Origin of the sequence: Nocardioides cynanchi, from assembly GCF_008761635.1 — a bacterium.
Taxonomy (GTDB): Bacteria; Actinomycetota; Actinomycetes; order Propionibacteriales; family Nocardioidaceae; genus Nocardioides; species Nocardioides cynanchi.
In genome coordinates this window covers 3,322,706-3,343,994 of record NZ_CP044344.1, presented here as the reverse complement: position 1 = coordinate 3,343,994, position 21,289 = coordinate 3,322,706, and the positions used below count along the sequence as shown (strand labels likewise).

At 71.5% G+C, this 21,289-nt stretch carries 20 protein-coding genes; 7 read left to right on the top strand and 13 right to left on the bottom strand.

Annotated features, from left to right (window positions below):
- Positions 1 to 12 precede the first annotated feature (12 nt).
- Complete coding sequence (gene fbaA, locus E3N83_RS16170; protein WP_151084188.1) at positions 13 to 1,056, bottom strand: class II fructose-bisphosphate aldolase; 1,044 nt, start codon at positions 1,054 to 1,056, stop codon at positions 13 to 15.
- A 172-nt stretch (positions 1,057 to 1,228) separates the two neighbouring features.
- On the opposite strand from fbaA, the gene E3N83_RS16165 reads away from it, so the two are divergent.
- Positions 1,229 to 1,978 carry a septum formation family protein gene (locus tag E3N83_RS16165; protein ID WP_151084187.1) on the top strand — a complete coding sequence of 250 codons (750 nt, stop codon included), beginning with the start codon at positions 1,229 to 1,231 and terminating at the stop codon, positions 1,976 to 1,978.
- 9 nt (positions 1,979 to 1,987) lie between these two features.
- Here the strand turns inward: E3N83_RS16165 and E3N83_RS16160 are convergent, their stop codons facing one another.
- Both E3N83_RS16160 and E3N83_RS16155 read right to left on the bottom strand, forming a co-directional pair.
- Entirely contained in the window at positions 1,988 to 2,674 is a 687-nt protein-coding gene (locus tag E3N83_RS16160) for a TrmH family RNA methyltransferase (protein ID WP_238342944.1), read from the bottom strand.
- Positions 2,674 to 3,309 carry a maleylpyruvate isomerase N-terminal domain-containing protein gene (locus E3N83_RS16155; protein WP_151084186.1) on the bottom strand — a complete coding sequence of 212 codons (636 nt, stop codon included), beginning with the start codon at positions 3,307 to 3,309 and terminating at the stop codon, positions 2,674 to 2,676. Before E3N83_RS16155 ends, E3N83_RS16160 begins: the two co-directional genes overlap by 1 nt.
- A 101-nt stretch (positions 3,310 to 3,410) precedes the next feature.
- Between E3N83_RS16155 and E3N83_RS16150 the strand changes: the two genes are divergently transcribed.
- A complete protein-coding gene (locus E3N83_RS16150) occupies positions 3,411 to 4,076 on the top strand; it encodes a DedA family protein (RefSeq protein WP_238342943.1) in 666 nt (221 codons plus the stop codon).
- Here the strand turns inward: E3N83_RS16150 and E3N83_RS16145 are convergent.
- Together E3N83_RS16145 and pyrE are read right to left on the bottom strand one after the other, a co-directional pair.
- A complete protein-coding gene (locus E3N83_RS16145; protein ID WP_202879250.1) occupies positions 4,073 to 5,269 on the bottom strand; it encodes a glycoside hydrolase family 26 protein in 1,197 nt (398 codons plus the stop codon). The genes E3N83_RS16150 and E3N83_RS16145 overlap by 4 nt on opposite strands.
- A gap of 65 nt (positions 5,270 to 5,334) precedes the next feature.
- Complete coding sequence (gene pyrE, locus E3N83_RS16140) at positions 5,335 to 5,871, bottom strand: orotate phosphoribosyltransferase (RefSeq protein ID WP_151084185.1); 537 nt, start codon at positions 5,869 to 5,871, stop codon at positions 5,335 to 5,337.
- 17 nt (positions 5,872 to 5,888) lie between these two features.
- On the opposite strand from pyrE, the gene E3N83_RS16135 reads away from it, so the two are divergent.
- Positions 5,889 to 6,872, top strand: a complete 984-nt coding sequence (locus E3N83_RS16135) for an NAD-dependent epimerase/dehydratase family protein (RefSeq protein ID WP_151084184.1) — start codon at positions 5,889 to 5,891, stop codon at positions 6,870 to 6,872.
- Positions 6,851 to 8,032: a pyridoxal phosphate-dependent aminotransferase gene (locus E3N83_RS16130; RefSeq protein ID WP_272950268.1), complete on the top strand. Its 1,182-nt coding sequence runs from the start codon at positions 6,851 to 6,853 to the stop codon at positions 8,030 to 8,032. Before E3N83_RS16135 ends, E3N83_RS16130 begins: the two co-directional genes overlap by 22 nt.
- On the opposite strand, the gene E3N83_RS16125 is transcribed toward E3N83_RS16130, so the two are convergent.
- Positions 8,033 to 9,130: a hypothetical protein gene (locus E3N83_RS16125; protein ID WP_151084183.1), complete on the bottom strand. Its 1,098-nt coding sequence runs from the start codon at positions 9,128 to 9,130 to the stop codon at positions 8,033 to 8,035. It lies immediately after the preceding gene.
- Positions 9,131 to 9,194: 64 nt separating this feature from the next.
- Between E3N83_RS16125 and mgrA the strand changes: the two genes are divergently transcribed.
- A complete protein-coding gene (gene mgrA / locus E3N83_RS16120) occupies positions 9,195 to 10,220 on the top strand; it encodes an L-glyceraldehyde 3-phosphate reductase (protein ID WP_151084182.1) in 1,026 nt (341 codons plus the stop codon).
- Positions 10,221 to 10,517: 297 nt separating this feature from the next.
- Here mgrA and clpB read toward each other — a convergent pair whose 3' ends face one another.
- On the bottom strand, positions 10,518 to 13,106 hold the full coding sequence (gene clpB, locus E3N83_RS16115; RefSeq protein WP_151084181.1) for an ATP-dependent chaperone ClpB: 2,589 nt from the start codon (positions 13,104 to 13,106) through the stop codon (positions 10,518 to 10,520).
- 135 nt (positions 13,107 to 13,241) lie between these two features.
- Here clpB and E3N83_RS16110 point away from each other — a divergent pair, with 135 nt between their 5' ends.
- The gene (locus E3N83_RS16110) at positions 13,242 to 14,063 is read left to right on the top strand and encodes a pentapeptide repeat-containing protein (protein ID WP_151084180.1); all 822 of its coding nucleotides are present in this window, start codon (positions 13,242 to 13,244) and stop codon (positions 14,061 to 14,063) included.
- On the opposite strand, the gene E3N83_RS16105 is transcribed toward E3N83_RS16110, so the two are convergent.
- The 5 genes from E3N83_RS16105 to dnaK form a co-directional block, all read right to left on the bottom strand.
- Entirely contained in the window at positions 14,044 to 16,041 is a 1,998-nt protein-coding gene (locus tag E3N83_RS16105) for a S8 family serine peptidase (protein WP_191907836.1), read from the bottom strand. The two genes, E3N83_RS16110 and E3N83_RS16105, sit on opposite strands and share 20 nt — an antisense overlap.
- A gap of 137 nt (positions 16,042 to 16,178) precedes the next feature.
- Positions 16,179 to 16,601, bottom strand: a complete 423-nt coding sequence (locus E3N83_RS16100; protein ID WP_151084178.1) for a heat shock protein transcriptional repressor HspR — start codon at positions 16,599 to 16,601, stop codon at positions 16,179 to 16,181.
- Positions 16,601 to 17,761, bottom strand: a complete 1,161-nt coding sequence (dnaJ, locus tag E3N83_RS16095) for a molecular chaperone DnaJ (protein WP_151085363.1) — start codon at positions 17,759 to 17,761, stop codon at positions 16,601 to 16,603. Before dnaJ ends, E3N83_RS16100 begins: the two co-directional genes overlap by 1 nt.
- Positions 17,762 to 17,831: 70 nt before the next feature.
- The gene (gene grpE, locus E3N83_RS16090) at positions 17,832 to 18,446 is read right to left on the bottom strand and encodes a nucleotide exchange factor GrpE (RefSeq protein ID WP_191907835.1); all 615 of its coding nucleotides are present in this window, start codon (positions 18,444 to 18,446) and stop codon (positions 17,832 to 17,834) included.
- On the bottom strand, positions 18,443 to 20,317 hold the full coding sequence (dnaK, locus tag E3N83_RS16085; RefSeq protein WP_151084177.1) for a molecular chaperone DnaK: 1,875 nt from the start codon (positions 20,315 to 20,317) through the stop codon (positions 18,443 to 18,445). Before dnaK ends, grpE begins: the two co-directional genes overlap by 4 nt.
- Positions 20,318 to 20,575: 258 nt before the next feature.
- On the opposite strand from dnaK, the gene E3N83_RS19640 reads away from it, so the two are divergent.
- On the top strand, positions 20,576 to 20,728 hold the full coding sequence (locus E3N83_RS19640; RefSeq protein ID WP_191907834.1) for a hypothetical protein: 153 nt from the start codon (positions 20,576 to 20,578) through the stop codon (positions 20,726 to 20,728).
- Positions 20,729 to 20,808: 80 nt separating this feature from the next.
- Here the strand turns inward: E3N83_RS19640 and E3N83_RS16080 are convergent, their stop codons facing one another.
- Positions 20,809 to 21,222 carry a hypothetical protein gene (locus E3N83_RS16080; RefSeq protein ID WP_151084176.1) on the bottom strand — a complete coding sequence of 138 codons (414 nt, stop codon included), beginning with the start codon at positions 21,220 to 21,222 and terminating at the stop codon, positions 20,809 to 20,811.
- Positions 21,223 to 21,289: the final 67 nt, after the last annotated feature.

The following is a 21,289-nucleotide window of genomic DNA, read 5'->3' as shown; positions in this document are numbered from 1 at the left end:
CCGACGTGGCGGTCAGCCGAGGGCGTGGCCCGTCGAGCTGAGGTTCGCGCAGGCCTCGACGACCCGTGCCGACATGCCGGCCTCGCCGGCCTTGCCCCACGCCCGCGGGTCGTAGGCCTTCTTGTTGCCGACCTCCCCGTCGACCTTGAGGACGCCGTCGTAGTTCTTCAGCATGTGGTCGGCGATCGGGCGGGTGAAGGCGTACTGGGTGTCGGTGTCGACGTTCATCTTCACCACGCCGTACGACACGGCCGCCGCGATGTCCTCCTCCGTGGAGCCGGAGCCGCCGTGGAAGACCAGGTCGAGCGGACGGGTGCCGGGCCCGAAGCCGGCGTCGGCGCCGAACTTCTCGATGATGGCGTCCTGGGCGGCCTGGAGGATCTCCGGCCGGAGCTTCACGTTGCCGGGCTTGTAGACGCCGTGCACGTTGCCGAAGGTCAGCGCGGTCAGGTAGCGACCCTGGTCGCCGAGGCCGAGGGCGGCGACGGTGTCGAGCGCGTCCTGCGGGCTGGTGTAGAGCTTCTCGTCGATCTTGCCCTCGACGCCGTCCTCCTCGCCGCCGACCACGCCGATCTCGACCTCGAGGATGATGTGGGCCGCCGCGCACTTGGCCAGCAGGTCGCGGGCGATCTCGAGGTTCTCGGTCAGGGGTACGGCGGAGCCGTCCCACATGTGCGACTGGAACAGCGGGGCCTCGCCGCGGCTGACCCGCTCGGCACTGATGTCGATCAGCGGCCGGACGAAGCCGTCCAGCTTGTCCTTGGGGCAGTGGTCGGTGTGCAGGGCCACGTGGATCGGGTAGTTCTTGGCCACCTCGACGGCGTACGCCGCGAACGCGACCGAGCCGGTCACCATGTTCTTCACCGCTGGCCCGGAGAGGTACTCGGCGCCGCCGGTGGAGATCTGGATGATGCCGTCCGACCCCGCGTCCGCGAAGCCCTTGAGCGCCGCGTTCAGCGTCTGGGACGACGACACGTTGATCGCCGGGAAGGCGAAGCCCTTCTCCTTCGCGGTGTCGAGCATCTGCGCGTAGATCTCGGGCTTGGCAATGGGCATGGGACGACTCCTCTGGGACCTGCGGGCTCGACAGCTCCAACCCTAGTGCCCGCTGAGCCCGCCCCGGGGGGCCGTTCGTCCTCTGCCGCCCGGGCCCGACGACCTTCCCCACCGCCCCGGCGTCCGAGTGCCGCACCGGCACCCGGGTCGGCCGACGGTAGGGTCCCCCATCATGCGACGCAGCCACTGGTTGACCGGTCCGCTCACCCTCGCTCTGGCCGCGGCCGGGTTGCTGGCCGCCACACCGTCCGCCGATGGCGGCACCCTCCCGAGGCCGGCGGTCGGGGAGTGTCGCAACCTGACCTCGGCGCAGGCCGCGGCGCGCACCGACGCCACGACCCCCATCGCGTGCCGGAAGACCCACGACGAACGGGTGATCGGCGTGCCGGACCTGCCCTCCGGAGTGCTGTGGACCGACCTGTCGGACACCCAGATCGTCAAGCAGGGGATCAAGCTCTGCACGCCGTACTTCCGCAAGGCCCTCGGCCAGCAGGACACCGTGCGCGACCGGTCGGCCTACGACTTCGTGTTCTTCCAGCCGACCGCCGACCAGATCACCGCCGGCGCCACCTGGATCCGCTGCGACCTGGTGCTCCGCCGCGCCAGGGCTCTGGCCGCCCTGCCCACCGACCACCAGCCGGCCCTGTCGGGGCTGCCGCTGGGCGACAAGGTCGCGCGCTGCCTGAAGGGGACCAGCCACCTGCCCACGACGTGCTCGTCGGCCCACAGCTACCGGGCGACCGGCTCGTTCACCGTCTCCAGCAGGTCGTTCCCCGGCCGCCGCGCGCTGGTCCGGGCGGGACGGGCGAGGTGCCCGTCGCGCGTCAACAGCCGGTCGTACCTGTTCAGCTGGAAGCCGAAGCCGATCTGGAACCTGACCCACGACAGCACGGTCGTCTGTTACACCAAGACCTCTGGCTGAGCCGGGGCGTCAGCCCCGCCACGCCGAGTCGCCGCCCAGGTCGGCGTACTCCCGGATCCACGCGTGCATGGCGATCGCGGCCGCGGCCGAGGCGTTGATCGAGCGCGTCGACCCGAACTGCGCGATCGAGAAGGTGCCGTCACAGGCCTCGCGGGCGCCGTCGGAGAGCCCGGGGCCCTCCTGACCGAACAGGAAGCAGACCCGGCGCGGCACGGTAGCCGTCTCCAGGTGTGCCGAGCCGGGCAGGTTGTCGATGCCCAGCAGCCGCACGTCTCGCTGATGGAGGTACGCCGCGAGGTCGGCCGCCGTGGCGTGGTGCCGCAGGTGCTGGTAGCGGTCGGTGACCATCGCTCCGCGGCGGTTCCACCGGCGGTTGCCGATGATGTGGACCTCGGCGGCGAGGAACGCGTTCGCGGTACGGACCACGGTGCCGATGTTGAAGTCGTGCTGCCAGTTCTCGATCGCCACGTGGAAGTCGTGGCGGCGGGTGTCGAGATCGGCCACGATCGCCTCGAGCCGCCAGTAGCGGTAGCGGTCCACGACGTTGCGGCGGTCTCCGTCGGCGAGCAGCGCCGCGTCGTACTCCTCACCGGTGGGCCACTCCCCCGACCACGGTCCGACCCCCACCTCAACCGGGCCGTAGGGCATCGGGTCGTACGGCGCGCGCTCGTCGTCACCGGGAGCCGGGCCGCCCATCAGAAGGCGGCGATCGAGGCCGGCGCCCGCTGCGGCCGGGTCAGGACCCGGACCACGGCGGTCGCGCCGTGCCGGCGGACGGCCAGCCCGGTCAGCAGGCCGAGCACCGGCTCCAGCACCCGGTCGGGGAAGCCCGGGGTGGGCAGGTCGACGCTCGCAGCCAGGTCGTCGGAGTGGACCACGATCTCCATCATCCGGGTGACCAGGAAGTCGCCGGCTGTCAGCGACCAGCCCTGCCAGGGGATCAGCACGGGGTCGCCGCTCCCGACCGACGCCAGCGTGGTCGGCAGCTCGGCGAGGCGACGATCGATCAAGGTGTGGAGCGCCTGCGGCCCTGCCGCGGCCCGGGCGTCGCTCCCCTCGCGGATGCCGACGTTGGCCTCGTCGTCGGGGTCGCGCCAGCCGACGCCGGCGTAGTGGTCGGCCAGCGCGATCGGCGGCTGGTCGGACGGGCCGGCCCCCAGCAGCCGGACGGCGTTGTCGACCTGGGAGACCAGGTGGCAGGCCAGGCCTCCGACGCTCATCGCCTCGCAGGCGCTCTCGTCGTCCCAATGCTCGGTGACCTCGGCCCGTCGGGCGAGGTGGCCGGCGACCCGGGCCGCAGCCAGGAAAGCGTCGCTGTCGATCTGCTCCATGGGCGGGACGCTAGCCCAGGCCACCCCCCGGCTCGACGAGTCCGTCGCGACACCCCGCACCGGACAGGTGGCCGTCAGACGACGCTCTGTACCCTCATCGAGTGACCGGCCTGCAGACGATGCTCCTGGGCGTCCCGTGGATGGACCCCAACTGGCTGCTCGACCACTTCCACACCCAGTTCGTGCTGATCAGCCTCGTGATCATCTTCATCGAGTGCGGTCTCTTCTTCCCCTTCCTGCCCGGTGACACGCTGCTGGTCTCGATCGGGCTGTTCCTCGCCACCGACAAGCTCAACCTCGCCGGCACCCCCAACCTCGTGGGCCTGGCCCTGGGCGTCCTGGGCTTCACGATCGTGGCCTTCCTGGGCAACGTCGCCGGCTACGAGATAGGCCGGGCGATCGGGCACCCGATCCGCCGTCACGACGGCCGGATCATCAAGAAGAAGTACCTCGACCAGACCGTCGACTTCTTCGAGCGGCACGGCAGCCAGGCGCTGCTGATCGGCCGGTTCGTGCCGTTCGTACGCACCTACGTCACCCTGATCGCCGGCGTGAGCGAGATGAACCGGGTGAAGTTCTGGCTCTGGAGCGTGATCGGCGCGGTGCTGTGGGTGGCCAGCATCATGTGCCTGGGCTACTTCCTGGGCTCGGCCTTCCCCTGGGTCGCCAAGAACATCGACCTGCTGATCCTGGCCCTGCTGGTGCTCACGGTCATCCCGATCGGCATCGAGTGGTGGCGCCAGCGCGGCGAGGAAGCCACCAGCTAGCAGCGCGGCACGCCGTACCTCAGCCAGGACGGCAGGGCGTGCCGGAAGGCCCGCCGGATCGCGCGGCTGCGGGTGACCGTCCAGTCGACCGGCCCCCCCACCTCCGACTCGTACTTGTCCCACTCGAACCAGTCGATCAGCTTCAGGCGCGGGAGCTGGCGCTGCAGGTTCCGGGCGAAGACCTGCTGCCACCAGCCCGACTTCACCGCGAGGGCACCGGCACCGCCGCCGGTCGGGTTGTAGAGAGCGGCCGTCTCGCTGATCGCGACCGGCTTGTGGTGTCCGGTGCCGTAGGTCGCGTAGAAGTTCGGGACGACCCGCTCGTCGGCACCGGGTCCCTGGAACCTGCCGAGCAGCTCGTCGGCGAACTTGCCCGCCTGCGGCACCTCGTTCTCGCCCCAGGGGTACGCCGTACCCCAGTGGTAGAGCGACATCCCGACCCAGTCGACGTACCTGTCACCCGGCCAGTACGGCGCGTAGCTGTCGTCGGTGGCGTCCAGGGTGCCGTCGTGGTCGGTGTCCAGCGCCAGCGCGTCGGCCGATCCGGGCGCCGCCTCGTAGGCGCCCCCGGTGAACGGGTATCCCCCGCCATAGCTCGGCGCCCACATCATCAGCGACCCGGGCGCTCCGTGGTGCACGGCGACGGCCACGCGACGGAAGGCGGCGACGTACGCCTTCGGCTGCTGGCCCCACGGGTACCACGACCCGTTCATCTCGTGGGCGAACCGCACGATCACCGCCACGCCGCGCTGGTTGTAGCCCTTGAGCTGACGGGCCAGCGTGGTCGCCGCGGCCTTGGTCACCGCCGCCAGTCCCTGGTGCGGCTCCAGGGTGAGCAGCAGGGCGCTGTGGACGCCCGTGGCCTGGTCCACCGCGGCCGAGACGTTGGTGCGGTCCTGGCGGGTCATCGGGAAGCCCGCGAAGGTGACCGCGATCGCGGGGTCGTGACCGAGCCGCCGGGCGTAGGCAGCGAGGCTGTCGTGCTCCCAGTCGATGCTGACGCCGTAGTAGACACCCGCCTTGGGCGCGGTCATCGGCTTGGCCGTGCAGGAGCGGGGCTGCAGCGTGGGACTGGCTCCACTGGTCGAGGCGGCCGAGACGGCCTGGCCGGCGGCACCGGACACCAGCAGCGAGGCCGTCAGCGCGGACGCGGTCAGGAGGGCACGGACGGTGGTCCGTCGGGGGGACGACATGGCGAGACTCCCGGGAGAGGTGGGGGTCCCCATGGTCCCACCGGGCCGCGAGACGCGCGGCCGAATCAGGAACGTACGGCGTCCAGCTCGGCCTTGGTGAGCACGGCCCGGATCTCCAGCCCGACGTCGGCCAGGGGGTTGTCGTCGCCCGGCGACCGGTCGATGGCGCAGACCACGGTCTCGACGATCGCCCCCGCCTCGCGCAGTGCGCGGGTCGCGTCCCGGACCGCGCCGCCGGTCGTGATCACGTCCTCGACCAGAGTTACGGTCCGGCCCTCGACGTCGGGACCCTCGGCGAGCTTGCAGGTGCCGTAGGTCTTGGCCTGCTTGCGCACGAAGATCGCGGGCAGGCGCGACTGGGAGCTGAGGACCGTGGCGATCGGGATGCCGCCCATCTCGAGACCTCCGAGGAGCTCGGTGCCCTCGGGCAGCAGCGGCACCATCGCCGCCGCGACCCGGGCGAGCAGGTCGGGGTCGGTCTCGAAGAGGTACTTGTCGAAGTACTCGCCGGCGACCTGCCCGGAGCGCAGCGTGAACTCCCCGGTCAGTCGGCAGCGGGAGTCGATGTCGCGCGCCAGTGCTGGATCAACGTGTCGGTCCATGTGACTACTCTCCCAGCATGCGCATCCTGATCATCGGCGGCACTCACTTCGTCGGCCATGCCATGGCGCAGGCCGCCCTCGACGCCGGACACGACGTCACCCTCCTCCACCGCAACGCGACCGACGAGCTGCCCGGAGCAGCCCACCTGCTGGCCGACCGCAACGGCGATCTCGCGGTGCTCGCCGGCCAGACCTGGGACGCGACCATCGACGTCTGCGCCTACCTGCCCGGTCAGGTGCGCCATCTCCATGAGGCGCTGGGCGACCGCGGCGGGCACCACGTCTTCATCTCGACCGTGTCGGTCTACGAGGAGCCGGCCACCGTGGGCGCCGACGAGGCCTCGCCGCTCTTCGACGAGGCGGCCGACGACGTCACCGAGATCACGGGTGAGACCTACGGCCCGCTCAAGGTGTCCTGCGAGACGGCGGCCCGGGAGGCCTACGGCGACGCCGGCCTGGCGATCGTGCGCCCGACGTACGTCGTGGGTCCGCGCGACGCGACGGCGCGCTACCCCTACTGGGTGCTACGGGCCGCCCGCGGGGGCACGATCCTGCTGCCGGGTCCGGGCGAGGCACCGATGCAGTGCATCGACGCGCGGGACATGGGCGCCTGGACGGTCACGCTGGCCGAGCGCCGGATCTCGGGCGCGTTCACGGCAGCGCGGCCCTCGACGACGTTCGCGGCGATGGTGGAGCAGACCCTGGCCGCGCTCGGCAGCGACGCGACGCTGGTCGAGGTGGACGGCGACTGGCTGGTCGGGCAGGGAGTCGACGGGGCCCAGCTGCCGCTGTGGTCCGAGGGCAGCCCCGAGCTCGCGCTGGCGATGGGCACGTCACGAGCCGAGGCCACCGGGCTGACCCACCGGCCGTTCGCGGACGTCGTCCGCGACACCCTGGCCTGGGCGCAGGCCCACCCCGACCAGGCGACCAACCCGGCGGTCGGTCTGTCGCCCGAGCGCGAGCAGGAGCTGCTGGCGGCGTGGACCGCCGCGCAGGCGTGACCGTGCGCACCGCGACGCGCCTCGACGGCATCCCGACGACGATCTTCACCACGATGTCGCAGCTGGCGGTCCGCACCGGGGCGGTCAACCTCGGCCAGGGGTTCCCCGACTCCGACGGTCCGGCCTCGGTGCTGGAGGCCGCCCGCGAGGCGATCTCCGCCGGCGCCAACCAGTACGCCCCCGGCAACGGCGTCGCGGTGCTCCGGCAGGCGATCGCACGGCACCAGCAGCGCCACTACGGCCTCGACCTCGACCCCGACAGCCAGGTGCTGGTCACCACCGGCTGTACCGAAGGCATCGCCGCGGCGCTGCTCGGGCTGGTCGACCCCGGCGACGAGGTGATCGTGCTGGAGCCCTACTACGACTCCTACGTCGCGATGATCCAGATGGCCGGTGGCGTACGCCGCGTGGTCACCCTCCGCGCGCCGGACTACCGGCTCGATGCCGACGAGCTCCGTGCGGCAGTCACCCCGCGCACCCGCTTCGTGCTCCTCAACAGCCCGCACAACCCGACCGGCACGGTGCTCACCCGGGCCGAGCTCCAGGCGGTCGCCGACGTCGCGACCGAGTACGACCTCGTCGTGATCACCGACGAGGTCTACGAGCACCTCACCTTCGACGATCATGAGCACGTCCCCCTCGCGACCCTGCCGGGGATGTTCGATCGCACCTTGACGCTCTCGAGCGCCGGCAAGTCCTACAGCGTCACCGGCTGGAAGGTCGGCTGGGCGACCGGCCCGGCCGACCTGGTCTCGGCCGTCCTCGCGGCCAGCCAGTGGCTCACGTTCACCTCCGGCGCTCCCCTGCAGCCCGCGGTCGCCCACGGGCTCGACCAGGAGCCCGACTGGCCCCGTGCGCTCGGCCGCGACCTCCAGGCCCGCCGCGACCTGCTCTGCGACGGCCTGGCCGGGCTCGGTCTCGACGTGCGCCGCCCCGAGGGCACCTACTTCGCCCTCACCGACATCTCGGCCCTCGGCTGGGCCGACGGCATGGAGTTCTGCCTGGCCCTGCCCGAGCGGGCCGGTGTGGTCGCGATCCCGGCCCAGCCGTTCCACGACACGCACGCCGGCGACCACCTGGTGCGGTGGGCCTTCTGCAAGGAGGCCGGCGTCATCGAGGAGGCCCTGCGACGGCTGGCCGGAGCCGACCTCGGCCGCTGATCAGCCGAACCAGCGGCGCGACTCGGGGCGCACCAGCAGGGCCAGCGTGACACCGGCTGCCGCCAGCGGCACCAGGGTGATCACGGAGCCGACGACGCCCAGCAGGCAGAGGGCGGCGACCCCCGAGGTCGAGACGACGAGGGCCAGCCACGACCAGCGCACCCGCCGGAACACCAGGGTGGCGCACCCGGCTGCCACCAGGCACCAGAGGATGCACAGACCGCAGAACACGTAGCAGATCACCAGGATGGCGTGGTCGCTCAGACCCTGCTCGGCCAGCGCCGGGTTCTGGTCGTGCATCTTGGCGAGCACCGCCGTGGAGTTGGCCGCCAGGAAGCTCACCGAGACCACCAGGGTCAGCGCGGTGAGGCCGGCGAAGATCCAGGTGATCACGCAGGCCCACAGCACCGTGCTGGGTCGGCTGCCCTCCAGCTCGCGCGGGGCCGGCGCGGCGCCGAAGCCGGCGGCCCCGCGCGCGTCGTACACCGAGGTGCGCGGGGGTGCCCAGATCTCGCTCGCCGACGCGGGTGTGGAGGGCGGGGCCGCCGCAGCGGTCGGCGAGGTCGGGGCAGTCGGGGAGCCGAACGCCGAGGGGTGACCGCCCGGGGGCCGACCCGGGTCCGCGACCTGGCGCGGCAGGGGCCTCGGCCGGTCGGCGGCCGGGTCTCGTCCGTCGAACCACGCCCGAGCCGGGCCCAGCCACAGTGTCGCCACCGCGGCCGCGACGCCCGACGACACGAAGCCGCCGATCGCGAGGCCACCGACGAACAGCGGGACGGCCAGGATGCTCATCACGAGGCGGGCCACCCGGCTGCGATGCATGGCCTGGTAGCCGAGGACGACCATCGCCGTGGCGCAGCCGGCGGCGACCATGCCCAGGATCCGGACCACCAGCATCAGGTCGTCGACCTGGAGCCCGGAGCCCTTGACGCCCGGGTTGTCGAGCACCGACTGGAGCGCCTGTCGCGACTCGAGCGAGTGCAGACCGGCGATCCGGTCCCACACCATCAGCACCACGAAGACCGAGCCGATCATGATCATCCACGAGGCGACGGTCACCTGCGACGGGCGCACGGGGGTCGTGGACGGCTGGCTCACGGGTTCCATTGCACCACGCACGGCCGGGTGCTCCGGCATCGTGGGCAGGCGGCAGGATGGGGCCATGAGCTATCACGCAGCCGAGAGCAGGTACGACGACGCCGACTTCCGCCGCTGCGGGCGCAGCGGACTCCAGCTCCCCCCGCTGTCACTGGGTCTCTGGCAGAACTTCGGGGACGACCGTCCCGACGACAGCCAGCGCGCGATCCTGCGCCGCGCGTTCGACCGGGGCGTGACTCACTTCGACCTGGCCAACAACTACGGGCCGCCGTACGGCCGGGCCGAGGAGAACTTCGGCCGGTGGCTGCGTGAGGACTTCGCGCCGTACCGCGACGAGCTGGTGATCTCGACCAAGGCGGGCTACGACATGTGGCCGGGCCCCTACGGCCAGGGCGGCGGCTCGCGGAAGTACGTCCTCGCCTCCCTCGACCAGTCGCTGGGCCGGATGGGTCTGGACTACGTCGACATCTTCTACAGCCACCGCTACGACGCCGACACCCCGCTGGAGGAGACGATCGGCGCGCTCGACACCGCGGTGCGCTCCGGCCGGGCGCTCTACGTCGGGATCTCGTCGTACTCCCCGGAGCGGACCGCCGACGCCGCGAGCATCGCCCGCGAGCTCGGCACTCCGCTGCTGATCCACCAGCCGTCGTACTCCATGCTCAACCGCTGGATCGAGGGCGGCCTGCTCGACGCGCTGGAGGAGCAGGGGATGGGGTGCATCGTGTTCTCGGCACTGGCCCAGGGCCTGCTCACCGACCGCTACCTCGACGGGGTGCCCGACGACTCGCGCGCCGCCCGTCCGGACTCGACGATCGCGGGCCTCGACGCCGATGTGCTCGACCGGGTGCGGGCGCTGAACGCGATCGCGGAGCAACGCGGCCAGAAGCTCGCCCAGCTGGCCCTCCAGTGGTCGCTGCGCGACCCGCGTGTCACCTCCACGGTGATCGGAGCGTCCAGCGTCGAGCAGCTCGACACCAACCTCGACGCGCTGGCCTTCCCACCCCTCTCGAGCGACGAGCTGGCCGAGATCGACCGGTACGCCGTCGAGTCCGGCATCAACCTCTGGGCGAAGTCCACCGCGGAGTAGCCGAGTCGGCGCAAACAGGCACAGCAATCACGCTGACTCGGCGCAAAGAGACACAGCAAAGCGGCTGAGTCGGCGCAAAGAGACACCACCATCACGCTGAGTCGGCGCAAAGGTGCACGCTCCAGTGCAGAGTCTGCGCTTTACCCGTGCCTGTTTGCGCCGACTCAGCGCTGCACCGCTGCCTGTTTGCGCCGACTCAGCGTCCTACTCGTGCCTGTTTCCGCCGACTCGGCGTCGTACGCGTGCCTGTTTGCGCCGACTCAGCGGTGTGCCACTGCCTCTTTGTGCCGACTCGGGTCAGGCGGGGTGGAGGACCAGCTCGCCGTCCTGGACGTCGACCCTCACCTTGCCGCCGTCGGTGACCTCGCCACCGATCAGCAGCCGGGCGAGCCGGTCGCCGATCGCGCTCTGGATCAGCCGGCGCAGGGGGCGGGCGCCGTACGCCGGGTCGTAGCCGGTCTCGGCCAGCCAGGCGCGCGCAGCGTCGGAGACGTCGATGGTGATCCGGCGCACCGCCAGTCGCTGCTCGAGCAGCGAGAGCTGCAGGTCGACGATGTGGGTGAGCTCGTCGCGCGTGAGCGCTTCGAAGACCACGATCTCGTCCAGGCGGTTCAGGAACTCCGGCTTGAAGTTCGAGCGCACCACCGACAGCACCGAGTTCCGCTTGGTCTCGGGGTCCAGGGTCGGGTCGACCAGGAAGCCCGAGCCGAGGTTGGAGGTCAGGATCAGCAAGGTGTTGCGGAAGTCGACCGTGCGGCCCTGGCCGTCGGTGAGGCGTCCGTCGTCGAGCACCTGGAGCAGGATGTCGAAGACCTCGGGGTGCGCCTTCTCCACCTCGTCGAGGAGCACGACGGAGTACGGGCGCCGGCGGACGGCCTCGGTGAGCTGCCCGCCCTCGTCGTACCCGACGTAGCCGGGAGGGGCGCCCACCAGGCGCGAGACCGAGTGCTTCTCGGAGTACTCGCTCATGTCGATCCGGACGATCGCGCGCTCGTCGTCGAAGAGGAAGTCCGCCAGCGACTTGGCCAGCTCGGTCTTGCCGGTGCCGGTCGGGCCGAGGAAGAGGAACGAGCCGGTCGGCCGGTTGGGGTCGGAGATCCCCGCCCGCGACCGTCGTACGGCGTCACTCACCGCGCGCACGGCCTCGCGCTGCCCGATCAGCCGGCGGCCGATCACCGACTCCATCTCGAGCAGCTTGGCGGTCTCCCCCTGGAGGAGCTTGCCGGTCGGGATGCCGGTCCAGGCCTCGACGACCTCGGCGATCTGCTCGGGCCCGACCTCCTCACCGACCAGCGGCTCGGTCTCGGAGGCCTCGGCGACCTCCACGGCCTCGAGCCGGCGCTCGAGCTCGGGGATCGACTCGTAGCGGATCTTGGACGCGCCCTCGAGGTTGCCCTCGCGCAGCATCTTGTCGGCCTCGATCCGGAGCTGGTCGAGGGCCCGACGGATCTCGCCCTCGCCTTCGAGCGACGCCTTCTCCCGCTCCCAGCGGGACTCCAACGCCCGGAGCTCCTCCTCGCGGTCGGCGAGGTCGGCGCGCAGGTTCGCGAGGCGCTCGACGGAGGCGGCGTCGGTCTCCTTGGCGAGCGCGAACTCCTCCATCTTCAGCCGGTCGACGGTGCGCCGGAGCTGGTCGATCTCCTCGGGAGACGACTCGATCTCCATCCGCAGCCGCGAGGCCGACTCGTCGATCAGGTCGATCGCCTTGTCGGGAAGCTGGCGACCGGTGATGTAGCGGTCGCTCAGGGTGGCCGCCGCGACCAGCGCGGCGTCGGTGATCCGGACCCCGTGGTGCGCCTCGTACTTCTCCTGGATGCCGCGCAGGATCTGGATGGTGTCCTCGACGCTCGGCTCGCCCACGAAGACCTGCTGGAAGCGGCGCTCCAGCGCGGGATCCTTCTCGATCCGCTCGCGGTACTCGTCCAGCGTCGTGGCGCCGATCATCCGCAGCTCGCCACGGGCCAGCATCGGCTTGAGCATGTTGCCGGCGTCCATCGCGGAGTCGCCGCCGGCGCCCGCGCCGACCACGGTGTGCAGCTCGTCGATGAAGGTGATCACCCGGCCACCGGAGTCCTTGATCTCCTCGAGCACGGCCTTGAGCCGCTCCTCGAACTCGCCGCGGTACTTCGCGCCGGCCACCATCGCGGCCAGGTCGAGGCTGAGCAGCCGCCGGCCCTTGAGCGAGTCGGGCACGTCGCCGGCCACGATCCGCTGCGCCAGCCCCTCGACCACGGCGGTCTTGCCGACGCCCGGGTCGCCGATCAGGACCGGGTTGTTCTTGGTACGACGCGACAGCACCTGGATCACCCGGCGGATCTCGGCGTCCCGGCCGATCACCGGGTCGAGCTTGCCGTCCTCGGCCGCCTGGGTGAGGTCGACGGAGTACTTCTCCAGGCTCTCGTACGTCGACTCCGCGTCCGGGCTGGTGACCCGGCGGTTGCCGCGCAGGGCGGTCAGTCCCTCACGCAAGCCGTCGGCGGTCAGGCCGGCGTCGACCAGCAGCTTCTGGGCGCTGGACTGGACGGTCGCGAGACTGACCAGCAGGTGCTCGGTGGCGACGTAGTCGTCCTTCATCGACCCGGCCAGGTCGATCGCACCGGCCAGGACCCGGGTCAGCGAGGCGGAGGCCGCCGGCTGGGCGACCGTCGACCCGGTCGCCTGGGGAAGCGCCTGCACGCCCGCCTCGGCCTGGGCGGCCAGCGCCGAGGCGTCGACGCCGGCCTTCCCGACGAGCTGGCGCGCCGTACCCTCCGCGTCGCGGAGCAGGGCCGCGAGCAGGTGGACGGGCTCGGTCGCGGAGTTGCCCGCCGTGGTCGCGGCGAGCTGGGCGGTCTCGATGGCCTCACGGCTGCGCGTCGTGAACTTCTCGGCCCCGAAGGTGCTCATGTGTGTGTCGATCTCCTGTGCGTGCGTGCCGACTGACGGCGGGCCACCAGTGTGGTCGCCTACTGATGCAACGAGCCAGAAGTTGAGTCGATTCCCCTCAACTCTGACAAATTTCGCGGCTGGCAGGATGGCGGTGTGGCCGACTCCCCGACACCGCCGGCCCTGGTCGCGGACTGCAGCTCCTGCTTCGCCCTGTGCTGCGTGCTGCTCCCGTTCCAGGCGGCCTCGGGCTTCGGCATCGACAAGCCGGGCGGTACGCCGTGCCCGCACCTCGCCGCGGACGACCGGTGCTCGATCCACGCGACGCTGCGGGAGGACGGCTGGCCCGGCTGCTCGGTCTTCGAGTGCTTCGGGGCCGGACAGCAGGTCTCGCAGGTGACCTACGGCGGTGTCTCGTGGCGCGAGCAGGACAACCTCCCCGAGATGGCGGCGGTGCTCTCGGTGATGCGGCTGCTTCACGAGATGCTGGCTCACCTCGGGGAGGTGGGCCGGCGTACGCCCGACGAGGACGCCGCCGCGCTCGAGGCCGAGATCGTCCACCTGACCGCCGCGTCTCCGGCCGAGCTGCTGGGCGTGGACGTCGACGAGCTCCAGCCCCGCGTGGGCGCGGTGCTCGACGCGGCGGCTGCTCGCCTCCGCGGCGGGTCGGGCACGTCGTACCGCCGTCAGGACCTCGCCGGCCGTGACCTGCGCCCGTGGCTGCTGCGCGACGCCGACCTGCGCGGCTCCCTGCTGATCCGGGCCGACCTGCGCGGTCAGGACCTCGGCCGCGCCGACCTGCTCGGCGCCGACCTCCGCGACGCCGACCTGAGGGGCACCGACCTGAGCGAGGCGCTCTTCGTCGGCCAGCCACAGCTCAACGGCGCCCACGGCGACGCGTCGACGTCCCTCCCGGGCCATCTCCGACGACCCGGTCACTGGGAGTCCGGAAGCGGCGTCAGGCCTTCTTCACCGTGACCGTCACGGTGTCGCTCGCCGTCAGCCCGCCGTTGTCGGTCACCTTGAGGGTGAACGTGTAGGTGCCCGGCTTGCGCGTCAGGGTCAAGGTCGATCCGCTGCCGACGGTGGTGGTGCCCCGCCGCCAGACGTACGACGTGATCGTCCCGTCCGGATCGGAGGAGCCGCGCCCGTCGAGGGTGAAGGTGGCCTTGGTCGCCCTCGGGTTCACCAGCACCGTCTGGTCCGGCCCCGCATCGGCGATCGGTGGGAGGTTCGCCGGAGGCGGTGGTGGCGGCGACGACGTGCCGGCCGGCCCGCGCGAGACGTCGACCGCGACGGTCCCGCCCTGCCCGTAGTTCGGGTCGCCGGTGAAGGCGTAGACGTGCAGCGTGTAGGTGCCGGCCACGGTCGGCCGGTAGCCGACGGTCTCCTGCCGCCCGACCCCGCACAGCAGCCCGCTCAGCGCACAGGCGCTGCTCGCGACAACCGTGCCGGACGGGTCCCGGAGCTCCAGGTCGATGTCCGGCGTCCACTCCACGTAGAGACAGCCGAAGTAGCACACCGGTGAACCGGCGATCGTCGCGGTGACGCCGATCGGGACCCCCACCCCGTCGCTCGGGACGGTGATCGGGACGTCCACCGCGCCGTTGGTGGGGACGGTGACCACGGTGCGGCTCTGTTGCGGGAAGGCCGTGGTCCGGACCGGGGAGTCGCCGGACAGGCTGCTGACCAGGGCGCGGACGTCGACGAAGCCGGCGCCGTACTCGTTGTCCGTCCCGACCGCGCCCACGTCGCGCGCGGTCGAGCTCAAGGCGGTGCGGATCTGCGCCGGAGTCGCGGACGGCGCGACCTCGCGCGCCAGCACCGCCGCCCCGGCGACGTACGGCGTCGCCATGGAGGTGCCACTCTCGGTGACGTAACCGCTGACGGTGCCGGCCTGTGCGGCTCGCACGGTCATGCCGGGCCCGGAGATGTCGGGCTTGACCCGGCCGTCGACCGTCGGGCCGCGGCTCGAGAACGCCGCGAGCCAGATGCCGTCGTCATGCCGGTCGGTGCCGACGGGGCTCGACCAGTCCGAGACCGCGCCGACGGTGATCGCGCCCGTCGCCGTCCCCGGCGCGTTGATCGTGCCCGGCTGGTCACCGCTGTTCCCGGCGGCCACGACCACGACGTCACCGGCCGCGTACGCCGCGTCCACCGCCAGGCTCACGGCGTCCGTGCCGTCACCACCTGCCGTGTCACCCAGCGACATCGAGATCACGCCGACCCCGGGCTGGCTGGCGCACCACTGCACCCCCGCCGCCACCACGTCGTTGGCGCCGTACCCGGTGGAGTCGAGCACCTTGGCGGCGTACAGGTTCGCCGCCGGCGCCACCCCGCGGAAGGTCGCGGCGCTCGAGCCGCCGACCCCGTCGCCCGCAGCGATGCTGGTGACGTGGGTGCCGTGACCCTGGTCGTCGTACGCCGTCGTCCGTCCGTTCACGAAGTCCTTGAACGTCACCGTGCGCGGCGCGATCTGCTCGTGGCTGGGGTCCACCCCGGTGTCCACCACGCAGAGGCCGACGCCGTGGCCGTCGACGCCGGGATGGTCGGTCGGCACGGCGGCTGCGCCGAAGTCTCGGTTGGTGCCGTCATCGAGGGCGCGGACCCGGGTGACCGGCTCGATCCGCCGGACCCCGGAGGTGCGGGCAAGCGCCTGGATCTGCGCCGGGGTCATCGACGCCGAGAAGCCGTCGATCAGCGGCAGCCGGTGGCGGACGTGGAAGCCACCGACGGCGCGCTTCGCCGTGGGTGCCTGCGCACCGGTGACGATCACGCGCAGCGTCTGGCCGGCACTCGCGTGGGCCAGTCGGGCGTCGAGCCTGTCGTCGACGCGGTTCCCGTTGCGGTCCTGGTCGGCGATCGAGGCTGCCGCGGTCATCGAGGCCCGGACCGCCGCCCGGGGGCCGTGCGCGGTCGTCGCCGTCGACATGCCGGCCGGCAGGAGCGCCGCCACGAGAACCACTCCTGGGAACAAGGCCGAGCGCCATCGCCGCATGGCCGCACCTCCATCCGGACCATCCGAGATGTGCGGCTCAGGCTAGGCGGGCCCGGGGTCCGCGTCCATGGCGTCATCGGGCCACGCGGAGCGGCTCAGCGCTGGCGTCGCCAGACCACGAGGGAGGCGCCCGGATCAGGTCGGCGCAGGACGGGCAGCTTGTTGGGATCGGTACGGCGTGAGGTCATCGCCTGGCGGAGCGCCTCACGGGTGGCGTCGAGCTCGTCGGCGAGCTCCCGGCCACGCGCCTGGAGCGCCGCCACCTGGTCCTCGAGCTCGAGGATCCTGCGCACGCCCTCGATGCCCACGCCGCCGGCGGTGAGCTGGGCGATCTCGCGGAGCAGCTCGATGTCGCGGTGGCTGTAGCGACGACCACCACCACCGGTGCGGCCCGGCATGATCAGGCCCATCCGCTCGTAGGAGCGCAGCGTCTGGGGATGCAGGCCGGACAGCTCGGCGGCCACGCTGATCACGTAGACCGCGGCGTCGGGAGGCAGGCCGGGGCCGTTGCCGTCCATCACGACTTCTCGAAGAGGTTGGCACGCAGGGTGCTGTCGACGCCGGCCGCGCGGTAGGCGGCGATCGCCTCGCGGGCAGCGTCGTTCAGGCGGGCGGGCACCTGGACCTGGACGGTGGCCAGCAGGTCGCCGCGGGTGCCGTCGGGCTTCGCCATGCCCTTGCCCCGGACCCGGAAGGTACGGCCGTTGGGCGTGCCGGCGGGCACCTTGAGCGTGACCGGGCTGCCGCCGAGCGTCGGGATCTTGATCTCGGCCCCGAGGGCGGCCTCGTCGAAGGACACCGGGACGTCGAGGGTGAGGTTGTCGCCGTTGCGGGCGAACAACCGGTGCGGGGACACCTTCACGGTCACGAAGAGGTCGCCCGGGGCACCGCCGTTCTCACCGGCGCCGCCCTTGCCGCGCAGCCGGATCCGCTGGCCGTCCTTGACCCCGGCCGGGATCCGGGCCTGGATGCTGCGCGCCGACGAGCCGCGGCCGGAGCCGTGGCAGGTGGGGCAGGCCTCGTCGTACACCAGCTGCCGGCCGCCGCAGCGCGGGCAGGTCTCGTTGATCGAGAACGCGCCTCCCATGGAGCTGACCACGAAGCCGGCGCCCTCGCACTCCGGACAGATGTGCGGGGTCGTGCCGGGCTTGCCGCCGGTGCCGTGGCAGTCGGGGCAGGGGGCGTCGGAGGTCAGCCGCAGGCTGATCGTGACACCGTCCATGGCGTCGGTGAAGCTGATCGTCGCGGTGCTCTCGACGTCCGCGCCGCGGGTGGGCCGGGCGCGGCTCTGCTGCCGCCCCCGACCGCCGCCGAAGAGGTCCCCGAACAGGTCGCCGAACCCACCGCCCCCTGCGCTCCGCTCGCGGATCAGGTCGCCGAGGTCGAAGCCGGGACCGCCGCCGGTCGTCGTACCTCCCGGGAAGCCGCCTCGGAAGCCGCCACCCGAGTAGAGAGACCGGACCTCGTTGTACTTCTTGCGCTTCTCCTCGTCGCCGAGGACGTCGTAGGCCTCGGCGACGGCCTTGAACTTCTCGTGCTTGGCGCTGTCACCGGGGTTGGAGTCGGGGTGGTTGGCACGCGCGAGCTTGCGGTAGGCCTTCTTGATCTCGGCCTGGGTGGCCTTGTCGGTCACGCCGAGCTCGGCGTAGAAGTCCTTGGTCGCCCAGTCGGCGCGCATCCCGTCGGTGCTCACGTCCCCCTCCTCTCCGGTGTCGTGGGTGGTGCTGGTCGAGCTGGTCGAGGCCGGGTCAGGCCTGGGCGGGATCGACGACGAGCACCTGCGCGACCCGGACGACACGGTCGCCGATCCGGTAGCCCGCCTTGGCGACCACCTTGGCCGTGGTGACCTCCACGTCGGGATCCTCCCCGATGTGGCTGAGCGCCTCGTGGAGGCGCGGGTCGAACGCGTCGCCCGGTTCGCCGTACCGCACCAGGCCGGCGCCGCTGACGACCCGCTCGAGCTGGTCGGCCACGGCCTGGAAGCCGGGGTCGAGGTCGCCGTGCTCACGGGCCCGGTCGATCGTGTCGAGCACCTCGACGATCGGGGCGAGGGCGGCGTACGTCGCGTTCTCACGCACCAGCTCGCGGTCCCGGTCGACGCGGCGCTTGTAGTTGAGGTACTCGGCCTGGAGCCGCTGGAGGTCGAGCGTGCGCTCGGTCAGGGCCTGCTCGGCCCGGGCCGCCCGCTCGTCCGGATCGTCCGTGGCGGCGTCAGGCGACTCGCCGGTGAGGTCTCCGGGCGCGTCGTCGGCGTCGAGGAGCGCACCCTCCTCGGGCGCGGTGTCCTCGTCGCCGACGACGTCCGCCGCAGCCTCCGGGGGAGCCACGTCGGGCTCCCCCTCGGGCTGCTGCTTCTTGGTCACTTGGCTTCGCCCTCGGCGCTTCCGCCGTCGGACCCGTCGACCGTCTCATCGACGATCTCGGCGTCCACGACGTCGTCGTCGCTGCCACCGGTCGAGCCGTCGCTGCCTCCGGCCGCGGCCTGGTCGGCCTCGGCGGCGGCGTACATCGCGGCGCCCATCTTCTGGCTGGACTCGCTCAGCTTGGTCACGCCGGCCTGGATCTCGTCCGAGCTCGCCTCGGCGTTCTCCAGGGTGGCCTTGAGCGCGTCGGCGTCGGCCTGGACCTCGGTCTTGACGTCGTCCGGGATCTTGTCGCCGTTGTCGGCCAGGAACTTCTCGGTGGTGTAGACCAGCGAGTCGGCCTGGTTGCGGGTCTCGACCGTCTGCCGGCGGGCGGCGTCCTCGGCGGCGTACTGCTCGGCCTCCTTGACCATCCGGTCGATCTCGTCCTTGCCCAGCGCGCTGCCGCCGGAGATCGTCATCGACTGCTCGCGGCCGGACGCCTGGTCCTTGGCGGAGACGTGGACGATGCCGTTGGCGTCGATGTCGAAGGTGACCTCGATCTTCGGGATGCCCCGAGGTGCCGGCGGCAGGCCGGTCAGCTCGAAGTTACCGAGCGGCTGGTTCTGACCCCACATCTGGCGCTCGCCCTGGGCGACCTTGATCTCGACGCTCGGCTGGTTGTCATCGGCCGTGGTGAAGATCTCCGACCGCTTGGTCGGGATCGTGGTGTTGCGCTCGATCAGGGTGGTCATCACGCCGCCCTTGGTCTCGATGCCGAGGCTCAGCGGGGTGACGTCGAGGAGCAGGACGTCCTTGACCTCGCCCTTGAGCACGCCGGCCTGCAGGGCCGCGCCCACCGCGACGACCTCGTCGGGGTTGACGCCCTTGTTGGGCTCCTTGCCACCGAGCAGCTGGGTGACCAGCTCGCCCACGGCTGGCATCCGGGTGGAGCCACCGACCAGCACGACGTGGTCGATCTTGCTGACGTCGACGCCGCCGTCCTTGAGCACCGACTGGAACGGCGCCTTGGTGCGGTCCAGCAGGTCGGAGGTCATCTTCTGGAACTCCGCGCGGGTCAGCTTCTCCTCTAAGTGGAGGGGGCCGGACTCGCCGTGGGTGATGTAGGGCAGGTGGACCGTGGTCTCGCTCGAGGCGGACAGCTCGATCTTGGCCTTCTCCGCAGCCTCCTGGAGGCGCTGCATGGCGATCTTGTCCTGGGCCAGGTCGACGCCGTTGTTGTCCTTGAACTTCTTGACGAGCCACTCGACGACGCGGCTGTCCCAGTCGTCGCCACCGAGGTGGTTGTCACCGCTGGTCGCCTTGACCTCGACGACACCCTCGCCGATCTCGAGCAGGGACACGTCGAACGTGCCACCGCCGAGGTCGAAGACCAGGATGGTCTGGTCGTCGCCCTTGTCGAGTCCGTAGGCCAGCGCGGCCGCGGTCGGCTCGTTGACGATCCGGCTCACGTTCAGGCCCGCGATCTCGCCGGCCTCCTTGGTGGCCTGGCGCTGGGCGTCGGAGAAGTACGCCGGCACCGTGATCACGGCGTCGGTCACGGTCTCACCGAGGTAGGCCTCGGCGTCGCGCTTGAGCTTCTGGAGGACGAAGGCGCTGATCTGCTGGGGGGTGAAGGACTTGTCGTCGATCTTCACCGACCAGTCGCCACCCATGTGGCGCTTGACCGAACGGATCGTCCGGTCGATGTTGGTGACCGCCTGGCGCTTGGCGACCTCGCCGACCAGGACCTCGCCGGACTTGGCGAAGGCCACGACGGACGGCGTGGTGCGGGCCCCTTCAGCGTTGGGGATGACGGTGGGTTCTCCACCTTCGAGGACGGCGACGACGCTGTTCGTCGTACCGAGGTCGATGCCGACGGCACGAGCCATGTTGGGTTACCTCCGGGTCGTCCGGCCGCTCGCGGCGGCCGGTCTGGTTGCTTCGGTTGCAGGGCCATCCTCCGTGCTGAGCACGTCGGAAGCAAACTCGTTGAGCCGGATCGACTCAACTCTGTTCACTGGGTCCAACGACCGCCCCCACTGCTTTGTTTCCCGGTCGGGCGGTTCGGGGAGTGACCCCGGTCACACCCGGAGCAGGTCCAGCTCGGAGCCCCATTCGTCCACCAGGTCCCCGCAGGCGGTGGTGCCGTGCGCGGCGTCCCAGGCGCGGACCTCGCGCTCGACGACCTGGAAGGTACGACGCAGGGCGCGGCGTCGCCGGCCAGCATCGGCACGACCGCGGTCAAGCCCGGCCTGGTCGACGAGGACCCAGCACTGCTCGTCGTCGTCGCGGTGGCCTGACGCCGTACCGCCTCGGTGAGGCGCTGATCACGGTCCGCGACGCTACGCAGGAGCGCCGCGGACCGTGATCGAGTTCTGGATCAGCAGTGCGGGACCTGCTTGGCGACGAAGGAGCCGCCGTCGCCCGACTGCCCGCCGCCGAGACCGGCGTTGAGCGTGTACTGCGCGCCCCGGGGGAGCTTGACGGTGCCGACGCCGGAGTAGTGGCCGCGGGTCACCCAGGCGCTCTTCCAGCTGTCGGTGGTCTTGTTGCCCTTCATCACGTAGCCGGCGCCCTGGACGCGCGTGGTGGCCTTGGTGGCGTCGATCCGGAGCTTGACCTTCCACGGGCCGGTGGCCGTGGTCGGGACCTTGCAGGCCTGGATCTTGGCGCCCTCGAACGTGACGAGGCTCTTCCAGTTCGTGCCAGCGGCGTGCGCGGAGAGGCCCGGTCCGGTGAGCGCGAGGGCGAGAGCGCCCGCAGCGACGGCGGTGGCCCGAGAGGTGAGGGTCATGTGAGTCCTTTGCTGGTTGGGAGCGCGAACCTAACCCGGCCCGTCCGGTCTCGTGGGTGAACGGCGC